Here is a 17201-nt window from a genome sequence, read left to right as displayed (position 1 = left end):
GCACGGCGCGCGCAGGGCAAGGGGGACAAAGACGTTGGCAGAACGGCGGCGGACGTTGGTCGAACGCCCGCCGAAACGATCAGCCGATGGCGGCCTTCAAGTCCTCGACCAGGTCGGTCTTCTCCCAGGGGAAGAAGTCGCCTTCGGCCTTGCGGCCGAAGTGGCCGTATGCCGCGCTCTTGCGGTAGATCGGCTTGTTGAGGCCGAGGTGCGTGCGGATGCCGCGCGGGGTCAGGCCGCCGAGCTTGCCGATCGACTTGATCGCCTCTTCGAGCGCGCCATCCTCGACCTTTCCGGTGCCGTGCGTGTCGACATAGAGCGACAGCGGCTCCGACACGCCGATGGCATAGGCCAGCTGGATCGTGCAGCGTTTGGCGAGGCCCGCGGCCACGACGTTCTTGGCGAGGTAACGCGTGATGTACGCCGCCGAACGGTCGACCTTGGTCGGGTCCTTGCCCGAGAAGGCGCCGCCGCCGTGCGGGGCCGCGCCGCCGTAGGTATCGACGATGATCTTGCGTCCGGTCAGCCCGGCGTCTCCGTCCGGTCCGCCGATCTCGAAGCTGCCGGTCGGATTGATGTGGTAGACGGTCTCGTCGCTAAGCAGTTCGGCCGGCAGCACGTCGGCCACGACCTGCTTCACGTAGTTGGCCAGTTCGGCCTTCTTCTCGCCCTGGTCATAGCCCTTGGCGTGCTGGGTCGAGACGACGATCGCCGTGGCCGCGACGGGCTTGCCGTTGGCGAAGCGCAGCGTGACCTGGCTCTTGCTGTCGGGCTCGAGGAAAGGCGCCTTGCCGCTGTGGCGGTCGGCGGCCATCTGCGCGAGGATCTTGTGGCTGTAATCGAGCGTCGCCGGCATCAGGTCGGGCGTCTCGTCGCAAGCGAAGCCGAACATGATGCCCTGGTCGCCCGCACCTTCGTCCTTGCTCTCGCCTGCGTCGACGCCCTGCGCGATGTGCGCGCTCTGGCCGTGCAGGTGGTTCTCGAAGGTCAGCGTTTCCCAGTGGAAGCCCGCCTGCTCGTAGCCGATGTCCTTGACCACGCCCCGCACCGTGCGTTCGATTTCCTCGAGCGCGCCGGGTGCCCATTCGCCGTTCTCGTAAACACCCTTGCAGCGGATTTCGCCCGCCAGGACCACCAGCTGCGTCGTCGTGAGCGTCTCGCACGCGACGCGAGCTTCCGGGTCCTTCGCAAGGAAAAGATCTACCACCGCATCCGAGATCTGGTCCGACACCTTGTCGGGGTGGCCTTCGGACACACTTTCGGACGTGAACAGGTAACTGTTGCGCATCGAGTTATCGTTCCTCTTGGGGTTTCAACTTTTGGGACGAAGTTGGTGATCGGTCTAACGAGCCCGTCGCCGCGAGACAACCAAGCCCGACAAAAGAAAGAGCACGGCCCAGGCAAGGGCCAGGAGATTGCCTGCGCGGGCGAAAAGCGTCGGCGGTGCGGCAGGCGGAATCATCCCGTCCATCCGCCCCGCCTGCAGGCGGCCGATGTGATCGCGCACCACGCCGCGGGCATCGATCACCGCGCTGATCCCGGTGGTGGTCGCGCGCAGGATCGGCAGGCCTTCCTCGATTGCCCGAAGCCGCGCCTGCGCAAGGTGCTGCGGCGGACCCGAAGGGCCGAACCAGCCGTCGTTCGAGGGATTGAATATGTAGTCGGGCCGGTGCGCCGCATCGACCACGCTGCCGGAAAATACGATCTCGTAGCAGATCTGCACCCCGGCCTTGCCGAGCGGACCCAGATCGATCGTCTGCGGACCCGGGCCCGGCAGGAAATCGAGCGCACCGGGCACGAGCCGCGTCGCGCCAAGCGGTTCGAGCAGCCAGCGCAGCGGCAGGTATTCGCCGTAAGGCACAAGATGGGCCTTGGCGTACGAGCCGACGATCGCGCCATCCGCATCGAGCGCCGTCACGACGTTGTAGGCGCCGACCGCATGATCGTCCGCGACCTCGAGATCCACCGCGCCGGTCAGCAGCGTGGTGCCGGGCCCGATGACCAGGCCGATGCGCCGGCGCGCCAGCACCGGATCGGCGAAGGCGGTCGTCGCGCTGTAGTAGCGCTGCGGATAGCCGTCTTCGAGGTAGTCGGGGACGCCGGATTCGGGCCAGAGCAGCAGCCGCCGCTCACCCGGAACGCGCGCCGCGCCCAGTTCCGCGGTCTTGCGGAAGGCATCTTCGAAATACCGCGGGTCGTCGAGCTGTTCCTGGCGGATGTCGGGCTGGACGAGAGTGAACGGCGTCTTGCCTGATGCCCCCGCACCGGCCGGCAGGTACATGCCTGCAGCGAGGAGGACCGAGGCGAGCGCAAGGGGCAGCCAGCGCCGACTCGCCAGCGCAGCGGCAAGCAAGCCGCCGATCAGCACCGCGAGACCGGACAGCGCGTAAGTTCCCATCCACGGCGCGATGGCCGCCAGCCCGGGCCCGTCGAACGGGCCGAGCAGGACGATCCCGAACGGATTCCACGGATAGCCGGTGAAGAGCCAGCCGCGCAGCCATTCGGACAGGGTCCAGCACCCGGCGAAAGCGAGAGGCAGGGCAACTCGGCCGGCCAGCGCGCGTGCCGCACCTGCCGCCAGCGCCGGGAACAGGGCCAGGTAGAGCGCGAGCAGCGGCACCGCGAACCAGCCGAGCACAGCCGGCATGTTTGCCTGGTAGGTGAAGGCCGTCGCGATCCACGCGTTGCCGAGCATGAAATGGCCGATGCCGAACATCCAGCCGAGCATGGCGGCCCGCCGCCAACCCGTCGTACGGACCAGCAACAGGGCGAACCCGCCCATCGCCAGCAAGGCTATCGGCCAGAGAGCCAACGGCTGGAAGCCGGTGGCGGCGAGGATTCCGAGAGTGAGCGCGGCTATCCGCGGCCGGTTGAAAAACCAGGCCAGCGCGCGCGATAGCCGCTCCACGTATCAGCCGTGCGCTTCAAGCGCCTCTTCGTCGCCGCCCGAACGGCGGCTCCGCGTACGGCGACGGGGCCGTTCCTCCTCGCTGTCATCGTCGTTGCCGATGGCAGGCGGAAGGCTCGACGGGTCGAGACCGGCCGGTTCGCCGTCGTCGGCCTTCTTGCGCGGACGCCCGCGGCGCGGCTTGCTCTCGCGGACGAAGGGATTTTCTTCCTCGTCCTGATCGTTGTCGGACGAATCCTCGCCTTCCTGGCCGCGATCGCCTTCTTCGTCGCGATCGTCGCGATCGTCGCGGCCGCGGCGGCCACGCTGGTTGCCGCGATCGTTGCGCGCCTGGCGCTCTTCCTCGACGTCCTCGTAATCGCTGTCGTCGTCGTCGCGGTCGTTACCGCCGCGCGAACGCTGCTGTTCGTCCTTCTGCGCCTTGATGTCGGCGATGACGCGGAAATAGTGATCCGCGAACTGAAGGTAATATTCGGTCTGCACGCGGTCGCCGTTGAGCGAGGCGTCGTGTGCCAGCTTCTTGTACTTCTCCAGCATCTGCGGCGCGTTGCCACGCGCCCGGCTGTCGATCCTGTTACCTTGGTTGCCGCCACCCGGGCCGCGATTGTTCCGGCCGCGGCGGCGATTGTTGTTTCGATTTTGACTCAAGGGAAATTCGCTTCCTTGTTGCGGCGGGCAACACTGCCCTCGCCCGACCTATGACCCCCCGTCACGCGCGCGCTAAAGCGCCTGCGTGTCCCACCTTGCACATGCCAGCCGCGGCATTCGCCGCACTCCACGCTATTGATGGGGTTAGACCCGGCCCTGACCCGATTGTCGTCGGCCGCCGGTCTGAACTGAGAGGTAGCTACTCCATCGCACTTTGCCAAGTCCTTAATCGCAGGACCAATGCCCGCGGCCGTTCGGCCAGATCGCAGTACAATTCGGCGGAAAATCCGCAGCTTGCGGCGATTTCGGTGACCGAGTCGGCTTGCGAAGCCCCGATTTCGAGCACCGCGGCGCCGTCTTGAGCGAGCAGTTGCGGAAGCTGCGGAATAAGCACCCGGTAATCGTCGAGCCCTTCGGGCCCGGCGAAAAGCGCTCCCGCCGGCTCGTGGTCGCGGACCGAGCGGTCGAGCTCGGCCGAGGTCTCGACATAAGGGGGGTTGGCCACGACCAGGTCGAACTGCCCGAGGCGGGCTGCCCAGCCGGATTCGGTCCAGTCGGCAAAGCGCAGGTCGCAGCGCTCCGACAGGCCGAGCCGCTCGGCATTGTCCGCAGCTACCGCCAGCGCTTCGGGCGAGCGGTCGATGCCGATCCCGGTGCTGCCCGGGCGTTCGGACAGGACCGTCAGCAGCAATGCGCCGGAGCCGGTCCCGCAATCGAGCACCCTGTCTCCGGCGGGAAACGCCGCCAGCGCGGCTTCGACGGTCGTTTCGCTGTCGGCGCGGGGAATCAGCACATCGGGACCGACGAGGAAGTCGCGGCCGTAGAATTCCTGGCGCCCCCTGATGTAGGCGACCGGTTCGTGCCTTTCGCGGCGCTCGACCAGCGCGGCGAAACCCGCCGGAGCTTCCCGCCCGGTCTCGCGCAGCAGCAGGTTCGATCGTGAGACTCGCAGCGCATGCGCCATGAGCAGCTCGGCATCGAGCCGCGCGGTATCGGAAACACTCTCCAGCCGCCGCGTCGCCTCGCGCAGCGCCTCGGCAACGGTGGTCATGCGTCCATTGCCGCCAGTCGCTTGGCCTCGTCTTCGGCGATCAGCGCGTCGATCATTTCGGCAAGGCCGTGGCCGGCGAGCACTTCGGGCAGCTTGTGAAGCGTGAGGCCGATACGGTGGTCGGTCACGCGGCCCTGCGGGAAGTTGTAGGTGCGGATGCGTTCGGAGCGGTCGCCCGATCCGACCATGGCCTTGCGCGCCGCGGCCTCGGCGCCGTGGGCTTCCTCGCGCTTCTTTTCGTAAATGCGGGCGCGCAGCACCTGCATGGCCTTGTCGCGGTTGCGGTGCTGGCTGCGCTCGTCCTGCATGGCGACGACGATACCGGTAGGCAGGTGGGTCATGCGCACCGCGCTGTCGGTCTTGTTGACGTGCTGCCCGCCGGCGCCGCTGGCGCGGTAGATGTCGATGCGCAGGTCCTTGTCCTCGATGTGGACCTCGACCTCGCTCGGCTCGGGCAGGACGGCCACGGTCGCCGCCGAGGTGTGGATGCGCCCGCCGCTCTCGGTGACCGGCACGCGCTGCACCCGGTGGACGCCGCTTTCGAACTTCATCTTGGCGAACACGCCCTTGCCGGTGACGTTGGCGACGATTTCCTTGAAGCCGCCGATCTCGTTGGCGTTGAGGCTGACGGTCTCGACCTTCCAGCCCTGTTCGGCGGCATAGCCCTCGTACATGCGGAACAGGTCGGCGGCGAACAGCGCGGCCTCGTCGCCGCCGGTGCCGGCGCGGATTTCAAGCATCGCCGGGCGCTCGTCGGCGCTGTCGCGCGGCAGCATGGCGACGGCGAGCCGGTGCTCGGCATCGGGCAGCGCGCGGCGCAGCTCGGCCAGCTCTTCCTCGGCAAGCGCGCGCATTTCCGGGTCGTCGGTCAGCGCGGAAAGCTCGGCGATCTCGGCGCGCATGTCGCGAACCTCATGCGCGGCCTTGGCGACGGGTTCGAGCTCCGCATAGTCGCGGCTCGCGGCGACGAAATCCTCGCCCTCGAGCGTACCCGAAGCCATGCGCGCCTCGAGTTCGGCGAAGCGATTGGCGATCTGGTGCAAACGGTCGTTGGGGATGGTCATTGGTCGTCGCTGTGAAGCGGAGCATTGCCCAGCAACGAAATGACCAAGCCGTCCTTGGTCATCTTCACTTGGGTACCTTCAAGCGCATCCGCCAACGGATCGGGCTGCGACCCCCGGTTGAATTTGTGTACTGCGACCAGTGTGTGAAGATCGACGTCGAGAGTCCGGATGGGAGTTTTGTATTCCTCGCCATTCGACAGATTTCGTACCGTCGCCAAACCAGACGCAAGTTCATCGCTGCCAAGGATAACAGCGAAGGCCGCTCCCGATGCGTTCGCCCGCTGCATTCTCTTTTTCAGGTTGCCCCGGAATGACGTTTCGGCCTCGATCCCATAACTCCGGATCTCGGCGAGGACTGATTGTGCGACAGTGAGCGCGTCTTCACCAACCGGGATGACCGCAACGTGCGGTTGCAGGTCGGCATGACCTTCCCCCACCAACATTGCCAGCCGCTCGATTCCCGCGGCCCAGCCGACCGCCGGGGTAGGCGCGCCGCCGAGGCTATCCATCAGGCCGTCATAGCGCCCGCCGCCGAGGACCGTGCTCTGGCTGCCGAGCGCGTTGGCCGAGGCCGAGCCCTCGTCGGGGATGAACTCGAAGGCGGTGTGGCGGTAGTAGTCGAGACCGCGCACGAGGCCCGGGGCGCGGACCCATTTCACGCCGGCCGCATCGAGCCCGCTCGTCACGTCTGCGAAGAACCGCCCGGCTTCGTCGCTCAGGAAGTCGTCGATCTTCGGCGCATCGGCGACGTAGACCTTGTCGCGCGCATCCTTGGAATCGAGGATCCGCAGCGGATTCTTCTCCAGCCGCTCCTGCGATTCCTCGGACAGGTCGCCCTTCACCGCGCGGAAGTGGTCGAGCAGGGCGGCGCGCCAGGCATCGCGGCTCGCCGCATCCCCGAGCGTGTTGAGGTGGATCGTCACGTCGGCGATGCCGAGTTCCTTGAGCACCTGGTCGCCCAACGCGAGCAGTTCGACGTCGGCCTGCGGCTCGGCCGCACCGATGATCTCGGCGTCGATCTGGTGGAACTGGCGGTAGCGGCCTTTCTGCGGGCGCTCGTAACGGAACAGCGGGCCGTGCGTCGCGACCTTGAGCGGGGCGTACTGCTGCCAGCCGTCGGTCAGGTAGGCACGGGCGATCCCGGCGGTGAATTCGGGACGCAGGGTCAGCGATTCGCCGCCGCGATCCTCGAACGAATACATCTCCTTGGAGACGATATCGGTCGTCTCGCCGATCGAGCGGGCGAAGACCTCGGTGCGTTCGAACACCGGCATCTCGATGCGGCGGAAGCGGTACAGCTTGCGGACCCGCTCGAAGGTCTCGACGACATGCGCGAAGGCCTCGGCGTCGGGGCCGATGATGTCCTGCGTGCCTCTTATCGGGCGAGGTGTTTCGATCTTTGCCATTTCGGGCGCGCGCTTACCCCGGATATCGGCGTTCGCAAAGCATGCTCGGCACAAAAGGTTGCAGATGGAACCGGTCGGCGGCATGGGACCCGCGATGAATCGTACAGTCGCACTCCTCCCGCTCCTCGCCGCCCTTTCCCTCACCCAGCCCGCCGCCGCCTCCGGACAGGACGCCGTCCGCTCCGCCCCGCTCGCCGCGGCCCTGCCCGCCGCGATCCCGCCGGCGCGCGACGAAGCCTTTCCCGGCACGATCGGGTTGGCGATCGATGCAACCGACGTGACGCGCGGCGTCTTCAAGGTCGAAGAGACGATTCCCGTTCCGCCGGGCACGCGCGAGTTGGTCCTGCTCTCGCCCGAATGGCTCAACGGCAAGCACGCGCCGCGCCCGTGGATTCGCCTGCTCGCCGATTTCCACTTCGCCGCCGACGGCAAGCCGGTGACCTGGACCCGCGACGCGATCAACGTCAACGCACTGCACGTCTCGATCCCTGAAGGCGCCAAGCAACTGACCGCGCGCTTCGTCTTCACTTCGCCGCTCAAGTCGACTGAGGGCCGCATCGTGATGACGCAGGAAATGCTCAACCTGCAGTGGGACGCGATGAGCCTCTACCCGGCCGGGTACTACGCCCGCCGGATCGCCGTCCGCCCGGCTGTGACCTTCCCCGAGGATTGGACCGCCTTCACTGCTTTAGACGGGCAATCGGCGCCCAGCGGCACCGTGCGGTGGGACGCGACCGACTATGAGACGCTGGTCGATTCGCCGGTGTTCGCCGGCAAGCATGCGCGCCGCTGGGACCTCGGCCACGACGTTTCGCTCGACGTCGTCGCCGACAAGCCGTCGCAGCTCGAACTCGCACCGGAGCACCTCGCAACCTATCGCAAGCTTGTCGATGAAGCGCTCGAGCTGTTCGGTGCGAAGCACTTCGACCATTACGATTTCCTGCTGTCCCAGACCGACCGGATGGGCGACATCGGGCTCGAACACCAGCGCTCGAGCGAGAACTCGCAGAATCCCGATACGCTGGTGAAGTGGGACGCCGGGGCGTGGGACCGCAATGTCATCCCGCACGAGTTCGTCCATAGCTGGAACGGCAAGTACCGCCGCCCGGCCGGGCTGTACTCACCCGACTACCGCCATCCGATGCAGGACCAGCTGCTGTGGGCCTACGAAGGGCAGACGCAGTTCTGGGGCTACGTGCTCGCCGCCCGATCGGGCGTACAGCCGAAAGACGTCGTGCTCGGCATGTTTGCCAGCGCGGCGGGCTATTACTCCAATCTCGCCGGGCGCAAGTGGCGCTCGGTCGAAGACACGACCTTCGATCCGATCGTCGACGCGCGCAAGCCGCAGCCCTACGCCTCGCTGAGCCTGAACGAGGAATATTACTCGGAGGGCGCGCTGGTCTGGCTCGAGGCCGACCAGGTCATCCGCGAGGGGACCGGCGGCAGGAAGGGGCTCGACGACTTCGCTCGCGCCTTCTTCGGCGTGAACGACGGCGACTGGGGCACCCTGACCTACACCTTCGACGACGTGGTCGCGGCGCTCGACGCGGTCTATTCCTACGACTGGGCCGGGTTCCTCGACACCCGCCTGCGCCAGCCGAACCAACCCGCCCCGCTCGGGGGGATAGAGAAGGCAGGCTACAAACTGGAGTGGAAGGAGGAGATGAACCCCTACCACAAGCAGCGCTACGACAGCGACGGCACCACCAGCCTGCAGTATTCGCTCGGCATGAATCTCGACAAGGAAGGCAAGGTCGGCTCGACGCAGTGGGATTCGCCCGCCTTCAACGCCGGGCTGGTTACCGGCACGCAGGTGATCGCGGTGAACGGTACCGCGTTCTCGAAGGACGTCATGGTCGACGCGGTGAAGGCGGCGAAGGGCGGCAAGGAGCCGATCGAACTGCTGGTCAGGCGGGGCGACCGCTACCTGACGGTGCCGATCGATTACCACGGCGGCCTGCGCTACCCGTGGCTCGTCCCGGCCAGCGACGGCGAGCAGCCGCTCGATCGGCTGCTAGCGCCGCGTACAGGCGGCTGAATCGCGCTCGCGCCGCCAGGTACGCGGCGCTAGAAGGCGGGACGTGGACAAGGCAGCGAATCAAGCCCGGGACACCGCCGGTATCGGCAACCGGGTCGCCCCGCTTCGATTCCTCGTTTTCCTTGCCCTGCTGGTTGCCGGCTATATCGCCTATCGCGCCATGGCCCCGGCGCCGGACTGGCGGGATGGGGCGGCGATGGCCTTCGACTTCGCGGCACTGGTGTTCTTCGCCTCACTGGTCCCGCTGCTGCGCGATTCCACTGCCGCCTCGATGCGCCGGCATGCGCGCGACAACGACGCCAACCGCCTGCTCATGCTCGTGGTCACCAGCCTGCTGACGCTGGTCGCAATGGCCGCCCTCACCGGCGAGATGCCCGGAGCGCGAAACGGCGACCCGAAGGCGATCGCCAAGCTGGTCGTGACGATGCTGCTGATCTGGCTGTTTGCGAACAGCGTCTACGCGCTGCACTACGCCCACACCTACTACACGGCCGAGCCGAAGTCCGGCGGCGACACCGCGGGGATCGATTTTCCCGGCACGAAGACGCCCGACTACTGGGACTTCGCCTATTTCGCCTACACATTGGGTATGACCTTCCAGACCTCCGACGTGGACATCACCGCGCCGGGAATCCGCAAGGTTGCGCTGCTGCACTGCTTCGCCGCGTTCGTCTTCAACATCGGCGTGATCGCCTTCACGATCAACGTGCTCGGCGGATCGGGCGGCTAGCTACTCCGCCGCTTCAAGGAAGCGGTCGTCGATGCTGGCTTCCGCTTCCCAGCTCTTGAGCTCGGGAAGGACTTCCTTCGCGAACAGGTCCATGTTCTTGCGCGCCTCGTCCTGCGGCATGCCGCCGTAATAGACGTGCGGGAAGAAGCCCTGCGGCTTGAACTGTTCCTTCAGCTCCCACATCCGCTCGAGGATCATCTGCGGCGTGCCGGTGACTGCGCCCTTCGAGAAATTCTCGACGTATCCTTCGACCTGTTCGGGAGCGAGAACCATGTTCTCGTAGTGCTCGTAGCCCTTGATCTGCGGGAACTTGCCCGGCGTATCGAGGTGGTAATTCCTGATCGCCGCACGCATCGTGTTGCCGAGGTACATCTCTCCCTGCGCTTGCGCGAACTCGGCGCTTTCGTCGATGTAGTAGTTGCCCCCGAGCATCGGCGGTGGCGGGCTGGTGTCCGCGCCGTTCACTTCCTGCCAGACCTCGGTGTACTTGTCGGCCTTCACGTCCTGCCCGCGCTGCGGGAGCATCAGGATCATGTTCCCGCAGCCGTGCTTGGCCGCCGTGTACATCGAGTTGCCCGACAGGCTGCCGCAGAACTTGCGGCCTTCGAAGCTCTTGATTGGCGCCGGGTGCAGCTCCTGCCGCGGGATCGTGCCGAAGGCGCCCTCGCCTTCGATGATTCCGGTCTCGATCGCCGGGATGACCACGTCAAGGATGTCGTTGTAGAGCTCGCGGCTCTTGTTCATGTCGACGCCGAGCCCGGCGAATTCGTGCTGCGAGAGGCCGCCGCCAAAACCGAGGATCGCACGGCCGTTCGACAGGATGTCGAGGTTGATGATCTTCTCGGCGAGCCGCGCCGGATTGTGCCACGGCACGATGATGCACTGCGTGCCGAGCTTAACGTGGTGGGTCTTGGCGGCGATGTAGGTCAGCAGCTGCAGGGGGTCGTTCGACATCGAATAGTCGCCGAAGTGGTGTTCGGTGATCCACACCGAATCAAACCCCAGCTCCTCGGCATAGACCAGGTTGCCGACCTCTTCGCGCACGAAGCGCGCTTCGTCGTAATTCTTGCCCCGCTGGTGGGCGAAACCGGTTGCCAGGCCTACGTGCATGCTCTCTCTCCGCGCATCCGCCGCGCTCGGACGGACTTTGTCAAAGTCAACATTGCGCCTTTTTGCCCCGTTTCGCAATTGCCGGGTGGCGGTATCCGTCGGGGGGCGCTAGGGGCAGCCGCGCCGGCGCGGGGAGAGGGTCCGGCACGACGTAACCGCAAGAGAGACCGATGCGCATCGACCTGATCCCCGTGGGCGACAATCCGCCCGAAAGCCTCAACGTCATCATCGAGGTCCCGACCGGCGGCGAACCGGTGAAGTACGAATTCGACAAGGAAAGCGGCGCGCTGTTCGTGGACCGCATCCTGCACACGCCGATGCGCTATCCGGCAAACTACGGCTTCGTCCCGCACACGCTTTCGCCCGACGGCGACCCGCTCGACGCGCTGGTCATTGCCCGTAGCCCATTCATTCCCGGCTGCGTCGTCCGTGCCCGCCCGATCGGCGTGCTCAACCTCGAGGACGAGCATGGCGGCGACGAGAAGCTGATCTGCGTCCCGGTCGACACGACTTTCCCGTACTATTCGGACGTCGGCGAGACCAAGGACCTGCCCTCGATCATCTTCCAGCAGATCGAGCACTTCTTCACCCACTACAAGGATCTCGAAGCCGAGAAGTGGGTGCGCATCGGTCAGTGGGGCGATGCGTCGGATGCCCGACGGATCGTGCTTGAGGCGATCGAGCGGGCGAAGGAAGCGAAGGCCGCCTAACGCAGGTTCACTCGACTGGCCGACTTGGGTCGAGGAGATCCCTCTCCTGCCCCTGGCCGGAGGTCTGGCGTTCGTTCTCGACCATTCCGGCCACTTCGTCCTTTGGCGAGACATCTTCCGCCGCTGCAGGTTTCGGCCGGGCGGCTTCTTTCGGGCGGGCGACCGCCGCTTGGGACTCGCCCGCAACGTTCTCGAACGGAAGCGGCGTGGTGCGCGCATCGAAACGCAGGCGATAGATCGGCTCGGGAATGGCGAAACCCGCCGTTTCGAGGGCGGCCTTGACTGCAGCGATCGCGTTGCTGCGCGCCTTGTGCCAGTCCGCCTCGCGCTGGTCGATCCAACCGAGGAAGCGAAGGACGACGTTCGAATCGCCGACTTCTATGATCCGCGATTCGGGCGCAGGATCGGCCAGAACGAAGTCGAGATTGCCAAGCGCGTCGCGCCCGACCCTGCGTGCGGCGGTCGGATCGTCATCGGCATCGATTCCGAGATCGAATTGGAACCGCCGCCGCGGGTTGCGCGTGTAATTTAGGATCACGGCCTTGAAGACCGCTGAATTGGGAATCCGCAAGTGGTTGCCGTCGAGCGTCATCAGGATCGTCGCGCGGCTGGTCAGGCGGATCACATGGCCTTCGTGGCTGTCGATCACGACCCAGTCGTTGGGCCGGAAGGGCTGGCGCAAGCTGAGCATGAGCGAGGCGACATAGTTTTCGATGGTGTCGCGCATGGCGAAACCGAGCGCGATGCCGACCACACCTGCCCCGCCCAGAACCGCACCCATGAGCGCACCCGCACCGAGCATATTGAGCGCCACTACCAGGCCACCGACGACGAAGGTGAAGCGCACCGCGCTGGCGAGCAACTCGGCAAGGAAAGAATTGGGTGCAAGGCGCTTCCATATCCCTCCGAACCCGGCGATCAGGTAGCCGAGCGCCGCGATGACCAGCCACACAAGCATCGCCGCTCCGATCAGTGGGAGCATCGCGGCGAAATCGGCGAATTGCCTTGTGACCTGCTTGACCCCTGCGGTCGCGCCGCCGACCGAAGTATCGCGCACGATTTCGTTCTCGATCGTAACCACACCCGACACCCGCCCGGCTATGGCCTCGGCGCGAGCCCGATCCTCGTTTTTTGCAACTGTTCCTGTGAGCGAAACCACGCCCTGGCTCACCGAGACCCTTACGTTCGCGAGTCCGGGCAACTCGGAGAAGATACCGCCGATCCGTTCCGCAATCTTGCCGTCCGAACTCTCGTCCTTTTCGGCAGAGATGGTCGAGGTGGCGACGGGCACGGTGGGGGCAGCCGATAGCGCGACGCCAGGGACCAGTGCCTGTACCGGCGAAGCAAAGAGCAAGGCCATGACCGCCAACGCGGCCCAGATTACGACAACTGGCGGTTTCATCGGTGGGAGCCTAGCGCCCCCCAGTCGGTCACAAAAGGGCGAGGACACCCTTGACTAGCGCGGTGATCACAAGCGGCAGGCCGATCGCCGCAAGCCACAGCACGACCAGGTCACGATTGAACAGGCGCCTCAGTTCGCCATCGCTCTCACCGCTCGCGGCGAGCCTTTCCCAACGTTTCTCGAAAAGCCTGCACGCCGGGATGATCGCGGCGACCAGAAAGACCAGCCCGAAGTAGGGCAGGATCGAGCCGTGATGTCCGTTGAGCGCCTGCATGGTCACGAAGATGTGCAGGCCGGTGTAGACCAGCAGAGCGGCGGCGATGTGGTCGCTCATGCGTTTGGTCCAGTCGATCACATGGTCGCGATCGCCCTGCATCGAGCCAGCCTGTTCGTGCCAAAGCGCCTTGACCATGCGCCGCATCCTTTCCCCATTCCCGAACGCGCACTATTTCAAACGCTGCTAGTTCTTGCAAGCACGGTAACCGTATCGAACTGCAACGGGACAGGTGGCGTATCGCCACGGCCATGCACGAATCTTGCCAAATGCACTTCAATCGGCCCGAATCCGTTGTTACATCGCGCTCCATGACGACGCTGGAGAACCACGCCATCGACGAGGCCGCACTGGCGGAAGCCATGGAACAAGCCCCGGCCAATGCCGCCCCGCCGATCCCGCAGGGCGGGCTGGAAGTCATCTCGATCGCCAAGAGCTACGACAAGCGCAGCGTGCTTTCGGACATCTCGCTGACCGTCGGCAAGGGCGAGGTGCTCGGACTGCTCGGGCCGAACGGCGCCGGCAAGACGACTTGCTTCTATTCGATCATGGGACTGGTGCGCCCCGATTCGGGCCGCATCCTGATGGACGGAATCGACGTTACCAAGCTGCCGATGTACCGCCGCGCGATCCTCGGCCTCGGCTACCTCCCGCAGGAAACCAGCATCTTTCGCGGCATGACGGTCGAGCAGAACATCGACTGCGTGCTGGAGATGGTGGAGCCCGACAAGGACGTCCGCGCGCAGGAGCTCGAGCGGCTGCTCGACGAATTCGGCCTGACCCGGCTGCGCGAGAGCCCGGCGATGGCGCTCTCGGGCGGCGAGCGGCGGCGCTGCGAGATTGCCCGGGCGCTGGCCGCCAAGCCATCGATCATGTTGCTCGACGAGCCCTTCGCCGGCATCGACCCTCTGTCGATCGGCGACATCCGCCACCTGGTGATCGACCTCAAGCAGCGCGGAATCGGCGTGCTCATCACCGACCACAACGTGCGCGAGACGCTCGATATCGTCGACCGCGCCTGCATCATTTACGGCGGCCAGGTGCTGTTCGCCGGCAGTCCCGCCGACCTGGTGGCGGACGAAAACGTGCGCCGCCTCTACCTCGGCGAATCCTTCACCCTCTGAGTCGGGCGGAGGAGGAGGCATAGCGATGGCACTGGGACCGCGGCTCGATCTCCGTCAGTCCCAGTCACTGGTGATGACGCCTCAGCTGCAGCAGGCGATTCGCCTTCTCGCGGCCTCGAACCTCGAAATCGAAGCCTATATCGGCGAGGCGCTGGAGGCGAACCCGCTGCTCGACGCTGGCGAAGTACGCATGGTCGAGCGAGAGGCTCCGCCCGAAAGCGCAGAGCCGCAGGTCCATGACGCCACCCCTGGGGAAGGCGACCAGGCTCTCGACATCGATCCCACCGCTCTCGACCGTGACCGCGATACCGGCGACTGGGCCGCCCAGCCAGCCGGCGCACTGGGCAACGACGACCTGCCCGATGCCGGTGAGCGCTCGGACGACGATCCTACACTGGCCGAACACCTCGAGGCGCAGGTCGGCGCGGCCTCTCCCGATAGGCACACCGAACTCGTCGCCCGCCACCTGATCGGCCTGCTCGACGAGGCGGGCTACCTCCCGGTCCCGCTGAGGGAAGTGGCCGGCGAACTTGGCCTTGCCATCGCCGAAGTCGAGCAGGCGCTCGCCGTAGTCCAGTCGCTCGACCCGACGGGAGTCGGTGCGCGGTCGCTGTCCGAATGCCTCGCCCTGCAGGCTATCGAGGCCGACCGCTACGATCCGTGCATGCGGCGGCTGATCGAGAACCTCGACCTAGTCGCACGCGGCGAATTCGCCCGCCTGAAACGGATGTGCGATGTCGACGACGAGGACTTCGGCGACATGCTGGCCGAGCTGCGCGGCTACGATCCCAAGCCGGGCTTGAAGTTCGGCGGCGGCAGCAGCGCGCCGGTCGTACCCGATATCCTCATCGTGCCGGCGGGCGAAGGGTGGGACATCCGCCTCAACGAGGAAACCCTGCCACGGCTGGTGGTCAATCGCGCCTATTATGTCGAACTGCGCAATGGCTGCACCGACAAGGCTTCGAAATCATGGCTGAGCGAAAAGCTGGCCGACGCCAACTGGCTGATCAAGGCGCTCGACCAGCGCGCCAAGACGATCCTCAAGGTCGCCGCCGCGGTGGCGAAGGCGCAGGACGGCTTCTTCCGCAGGGGTGTGAGCGAACTCAAGCCGCTGACGCTGCGTCAGGTGGCCGAAGAGATCGAGATGCACGAAAGCACGGTCAGCCGGGTGACGAGCAACAAGTACCTTCATTGCGAGCGCGGTACCTTCGAATTGAAGTACTTCTTTACCAGCGGCGTTGCGTCGTCCGACGGCGAGGGAGCGGTCTCGGCGGAAGCGGTCAAGGCCCAGATCCGCGCGCTGTGCGATGCCGAAGATCCCAAAGACATCCTGTCCGACGACAAGCTGGTCGAACTTCTGCGCGACAAGGGCTTCGACCTCGCCCGCCGCACTGTTGCCAAGTACCGCGAGTCCATCGGCATCGGCTCGTCGGTGCAGCGGCGTCGGCAGAAAAAGCTGCAGGGCGTCGGCTAAGCGGTGAAAAGTCCTAAAGAATCTTCACAGAGGTAAACAGGATGCCGCAGCATCGGCATCCGTATTGCCACCTGTGACTCGAAAGACTCACCTGCCAAACGTTAGTGCTGCAAACGCTTTATTAACCTTTTTCGTTGAGACCTGCCGTGGTTAACACCGGCAAACACCTGTTAGCGGTGCGTTACCGGGGGGTGAAAAAGGGGCAATGCAATGCGTGTGCTGCTGATCGAAGACGAGCCGACCACCGCCAAGGCGATCGAGTTGATGCTCACGACCGAAGGCTTCAACGTCTATTCGACCGACCTCGGCGAAGAGGGCTTGGACCTCGGCAAGCTGTACGATTACGACATCATACTGCTCGACCTCAACTTGCCTGACATGCACGGCTACGACGTGCTCAAGAAGCTGCGCGTCGCCAAGGTGCAGACGCCGGTCCTGATCCTCTCCGGCATTTCCGAGATGGATTCCAAGATTCGCTCGTTCGGTTTCGGCGCCGACGATTACGTCACGAAGCCGTTTCACCGCGACGAGCTGGTTGCCCGCATCCACGCCGTCGTGCGCCGTTCGAAGGGCCACAGCCAGTCGATCATCCGCACCGGCAAGCTGGCGGTGAACCTCGACGCCAAGACCGTCGAAGTCGACGGCGCGCGCGTCCACCTGACCGGCAAGGAATACGCCATGCTGGAGCTGCTCTCGCTGCGCAAGGGCACCACGCTGACCAAGGAAATGTTCCTCAACCACCTCTACGGCGGCATGGACGAACCCGAACTCAAGATCATCGACGTGTTCATCTGCAAGCTGCGCAAGAAGCTCTCGAGCGCCTGCGGCGGCGAGAACTACATCGAAACAGTCTGGGGCCGTGGCTACGTGCTGCGCGATCCTGACGCCGAGGCGGAAGCCGCCTGACCAGTTACCCTTGGACGGGAACAGCGAGAGGCCCGCTTTCGAAAGGAGGCGGGCCTAACTCTTTTTGCCGGCCAGCTTTCGCGCCACGGCCCCGAGGGCATAGGGCACGGCAATCACGCCGGTGTGGAACACCAGCGAGAACACGAACGCGGTCAGGGTTAGGTAGGGTACGCTTGCCGCGGTCGTCACTGCGGTCCAGCCGGCAACGACCAGCGCCATGACCTTGAGCTCGCGCGCGCCGAAGGCCGCGTATTGCCAGCCGAGAATGGCGGCGATGATGATGGCGAAGAGTTCCATGAGCCCGTTTCCTCAGGCATTGCGCGGCCAAGGTCAATCGAGTGGCTGGACAAGCCGCG

The 17201-nt window shown here is 65.4% G+C and carries 16 protein-coding genes; 6 read left to right on the top strand and 10 right to left on the bottom strand.

All coding sequences use genetic code 11. The annotated features are described in order from the left end of the window. Positions 1 to 79: 79 nt before the first annotated feature. From metK to hisS, 6 genes are all read right to left on the bottom strand, one after another. Positions 80 to 1288 carry a methionine adenosyltransferase gene (metK, locus tag GRI89_RS16435; protein WP_159797947.1) on the bottom strand — a complete coding sequence of 403 codons (1209 nt, stop codon included), beginning with the start codon at positions 1286 to 1288 and terminating at the stop codon, positions 80 to 82. 54 nt (positions 1289 to 1342) lie between these two features. Beyond that, positions 1343 to 2908 carry an apolipoprotein N-acyltransferase gene (gene lnt / locus GRI89_RS16430; RefSeq protein ID WP_328598319.1) on the bottom strand — a complete coding sequence of 522 codons (1566 nt, stop codon included), beginning with the start codon at positions 2906 to 2908 and terminating at the stop codon, positions 1343 to 1345. Between the two features lie 3 nt (positions 2909 to 2911). Next, positions 2912 to 3556 carry a DUF4167 domain-containing protein gene (locus GRI89_RS16425; RefSeq protein WP_159797946.1) on the bottom strand — a complete coding sequence of 215 codons (645 nt, stop codon included), beginning with the start codon at positions 3554 to 3556 and terminating at the stop codon, positions 2912 to 2914. Positions 3557 to 3755: 199 nt separating this feature from the next. Continuing rightward, positions 3756 to 4607, bottom strand: a complete 852-nt coding sequence (gene prmC / locus GRI89_RS16420) for a peptide chain release factor N(5)-glutamine methyltransferase (RefSeq protein ID WP_159797945.1) — start codon at positions 4605 to 4607, stop codon at positions 3756 to 3758. Continuing rightward, a complete protein-coding gene (gene prfA / locus GRI89_RS16415; protein WP_159797944.1) occupies positions 4604 to 5671 on the bottom strand; it encodes a peptide chain release factor 1 in 1068 nt (355 codons plus the stop codon). The genes prmC and prfA overlap by 4 nt, the downstream gene beginning before the upstream one ends. Next, the gene (gene hisS / locus GRI89_RS16410) at positions 5668 to 7077 is read right to left on the bottom strand and encodes a histidine--tRNA ligase (RefSeq protein ID WP_159797943.1); all 1410 of its coding nucleotides are present in this window, start codon (positions 7075 to 7077) and stop codon (positions 5668 to 5670) included. Before hisS ends, prfA begins: the two co-directional genes overlap by 4 nt. A gap of 94 nt (positions 7078 to 7171) precedes the next feature. Here hisS and GRI89_RS16405 point away from each other — a divergent pair, with 94 nt between their 5' ends. Beyond that, positions 7172 to 9115, top strand: coding sequence for a M61 family metallopeptidase (locus GRI89_RS16405; RefSeq protein WP_235913482.1), 1944 nt, complete (start codon positions 7172 to 7174; stop codon positions 9113 to 9115). 43 nt (positions 9116 to 9158) lie between these two features. Then, positions 9159 to 9845, top strand: coding sequence for a DUF1345 domain-containing protein (locus tag GRI89_RS16400; RefSeq protein WP_328598318.1), 687 nt, complete (start codon positions 9159 to 9161; stop codon positions 9843 to 9845). Here the strand turns inward: GRI89_RS16400 and GRI89_RS16395 are convergent, their stop codons facing one another. Continuing rightward, on the bottom strand, positions 9846 to 10955 hold the full coding sequence (locus GRI89_RS16395) for an LLM class flavin-dependent oxidoreductase (protein ID WP_159797941.1): 1110 nt from the start codon (positions 10953 to 10955) through the stop codon (positions 9846 to 9848). A 170-nt stretch (positions 10956 to 11125) separates the two neighbouring features. On the opposite strand from GRI89_RS16395, the gene ppa reads away from it, so the two are divergent. Then, a complete protein-coding gene (ppa, locus tag GRI89_RS16390; protein ID WP_159797940.1) occupies positions 11126 to 11665 on the top strand; it encodes an inorganic diphosphatase in 540 nt (179 codons plus the stop codon). A gap of 7 nt (positions 11666 to 11672) precedes the next feature. Here ppa and GRI89_RS16385 read toward each other — a convergent pair whose 3' ends face one another. Together GRI89_RS16385 and GRI89_RS16380 are read right to left on the bottom strand one after the other, a co-directional pair. Further along, positions 11673 to 13067: a mechanosensitive ion channel family protein gene (locus GRI89_RS16385; RefSeq protein ID WP_159797939.1), complete on the bottom strand. Its 1395-nt coding sequence runs from the start codon at positions 13065 to 13067 to the stop codon at positions 11673 to 11675. Positions 13068 to 13095: 28 nt separating this feature from the next. Continuing rightward, a complete protein-coding gene (locus GRI89_RS16380; protein WP_235913481.1) occupies positions 13096 to 13479 on the bottom strand; it encodes a hypothetical protein in 384 nt (127 codons plus the stop codon). Between the two features lie 224 nt (positions 13480 to 13703). Here GRI89_RS16380 and lptB point away from each other — a divergent pair, with 224 nt between their 5' ends. The 3 genes from lptB (at position 13704) to ctrA (ending at position 16845) form a co-directional block, all read left to right on the top strand. Next, positions 13704 to 14465 carry an LPS export ABC transporter ATP-binding protein gene (lptB, locus tag GRI89_RS16375; RefSeq protein WP_159798193.1) on the top strand — a complete coding sequence of 254 codons (762 nt, stop codon included), beginning with the start codon at positions 13704 to 13706 and terminating at the stop codon, positions 14463 to 14465. A gap of 25 nt (positions 14466 to 14490) precedes the next feature. After that, positions 14491 to 15939, top strand: a complete 1449-nt coding sequence (gene rpoN / locus GRI89_RS16370; protein WP_159797938.1) for an RNA polymerase factor sigma-54 — start codon at positions 14491 to 14493, stop codon at positions 15937 to 15939. Positions 15940 to 16149: 210 nt separating this feature from the next. Continuing rightward, the gene (gene ctrA, locus GRI89_RS16365) at positions 16150 to 16845 is read left to right on the top strand and encodes a response regulator transcription factor CtrA (RefSeq protein WP_159797937.1); all 696 of its coding nucleotides are present in this window, start codon (positions 16150 to 16152) and stop codon (positions 16843 to 16845) included. Positions 16846 to 16899: 54 nt separating this feature from the next. Here ctrA and GRI89_RS16360 read toward each other — a convergent pair whose 3' ends face one another. Continuing rightward, positions 16900 to 17142 carry a hypothetical protein gene (locus GRI89_RS16360; protein WP_159797936.1) on the bottom strand — a complete coding sequence of 81 codons (243 nt, stop codon included), beginning with the start codon at positions 17140 to 17142 and terminating at the stop codon, positions 16900 to 16902. Positions 17143 to 17201: the final 59 nt, after the last annotated feature.

The organism is Croceibacterium salegens (assembly GCF_009827435.1).
Taxonomy (GTDB): domain Bacteria; phylum Pseudomonadota; class Alphaproteobacteria; order Sphingomonadales; family Sphingomonadaceae; genus Croceibacterium_B; species Croceibacterium_B salegens.
This window is presented reverse-complemented; position numbering and strand designations above follow the sequence as displayed.

Bases quoted from the DNA above. Each gene is read 5' to 3' on its own strand.
- metK (WP_159797947.1), bottom strand. From the start codon at position 1,288: ATGCGCAACAGTTACCTGTTCACGTCCGAAAGTGTGTCCGAAGGCCAC.
- prmC (WP_159797945.1), bottom strand. From the start codon at position 4,607: ATGACCACCGTTGCCGAGGCGCTGCGCGAGGCGACGCGGCGGCTGGAG.
- prfA (WP_159797944.1), bottom strand. From the start codon at position 5,671: ATGACCATCCCCAACGACCGTTTGCACCAGATCGCCAATCGCTTCGCC.
- hisS (WP_159797943.1), bottom strand. From the start codon at position 7,077: ATGGCAAAGATCGAAACACCTCGCCCGATAAGAGGCACGCAGGACATC.
- GRI89_RS16405 (WP_235913482.1), top strand. From the start codon at position 7,172: ATGAATCGTACAGTCGCACTCCTCCCGCTCCTCGCCGCCCTTTCCCTC.
- GRI89_RS16395 (WP_159797941.1), bottom strand. From the start codon at position 10,955: ATGCACGTAGGCCTGGCAACCGGTTTCGCCCACCAGCGGGGCAAGAAT.
- ppa (WP_159797940.1), top strand. From the start codon at position 11,126: ATGCGCATCGACCTGATCCCCGTGGGCGACAATCCGCCCGAAAGCCTC.
- GRI89_RS16385 (WP_159797939.1), bottom strand. From the start codon at position 13,067: ATGAAACCGCCAGTTGTCGTAATCTGGGCCGCGTTGGCGGTCATGGCC.
- GRI89_RS16380 (WP_235913481.1), bottom strand. From the start codon at position 13,479: ATGGTCAAGGCGCTTTGGCACGAACAGGCTGGCTCGATGCAGGGCGAT.
- lptB (WP_159798193.1), top strand. From the start codon at position 13,704: ATGGAACAAGCCCCGGCCAATGCCGCCCCGCCGATCCCGCAGGGCGGG.
- rpoN (WP_159797938.1), top strand. From the start codon at position 14,491: ATGGCACTGGGACCGCGGCTCGATCTCCGTCAGTCCCAGTCACTGGTG.
- ctrA (WP_159797937.1), top strand. From the start codon at position 16,150: ATGCGTGTGCTGCTGATCGAAGACGAGCCGACCACCGCCAAGGCGATC.
- GRI89_RS16360 (WP_159797936.1), bottom strand. From the start codon at position 17,142: ATGGAACTCTTCGCCATCATCATCGCCGCCATTCTCGGCTGGCAATAC.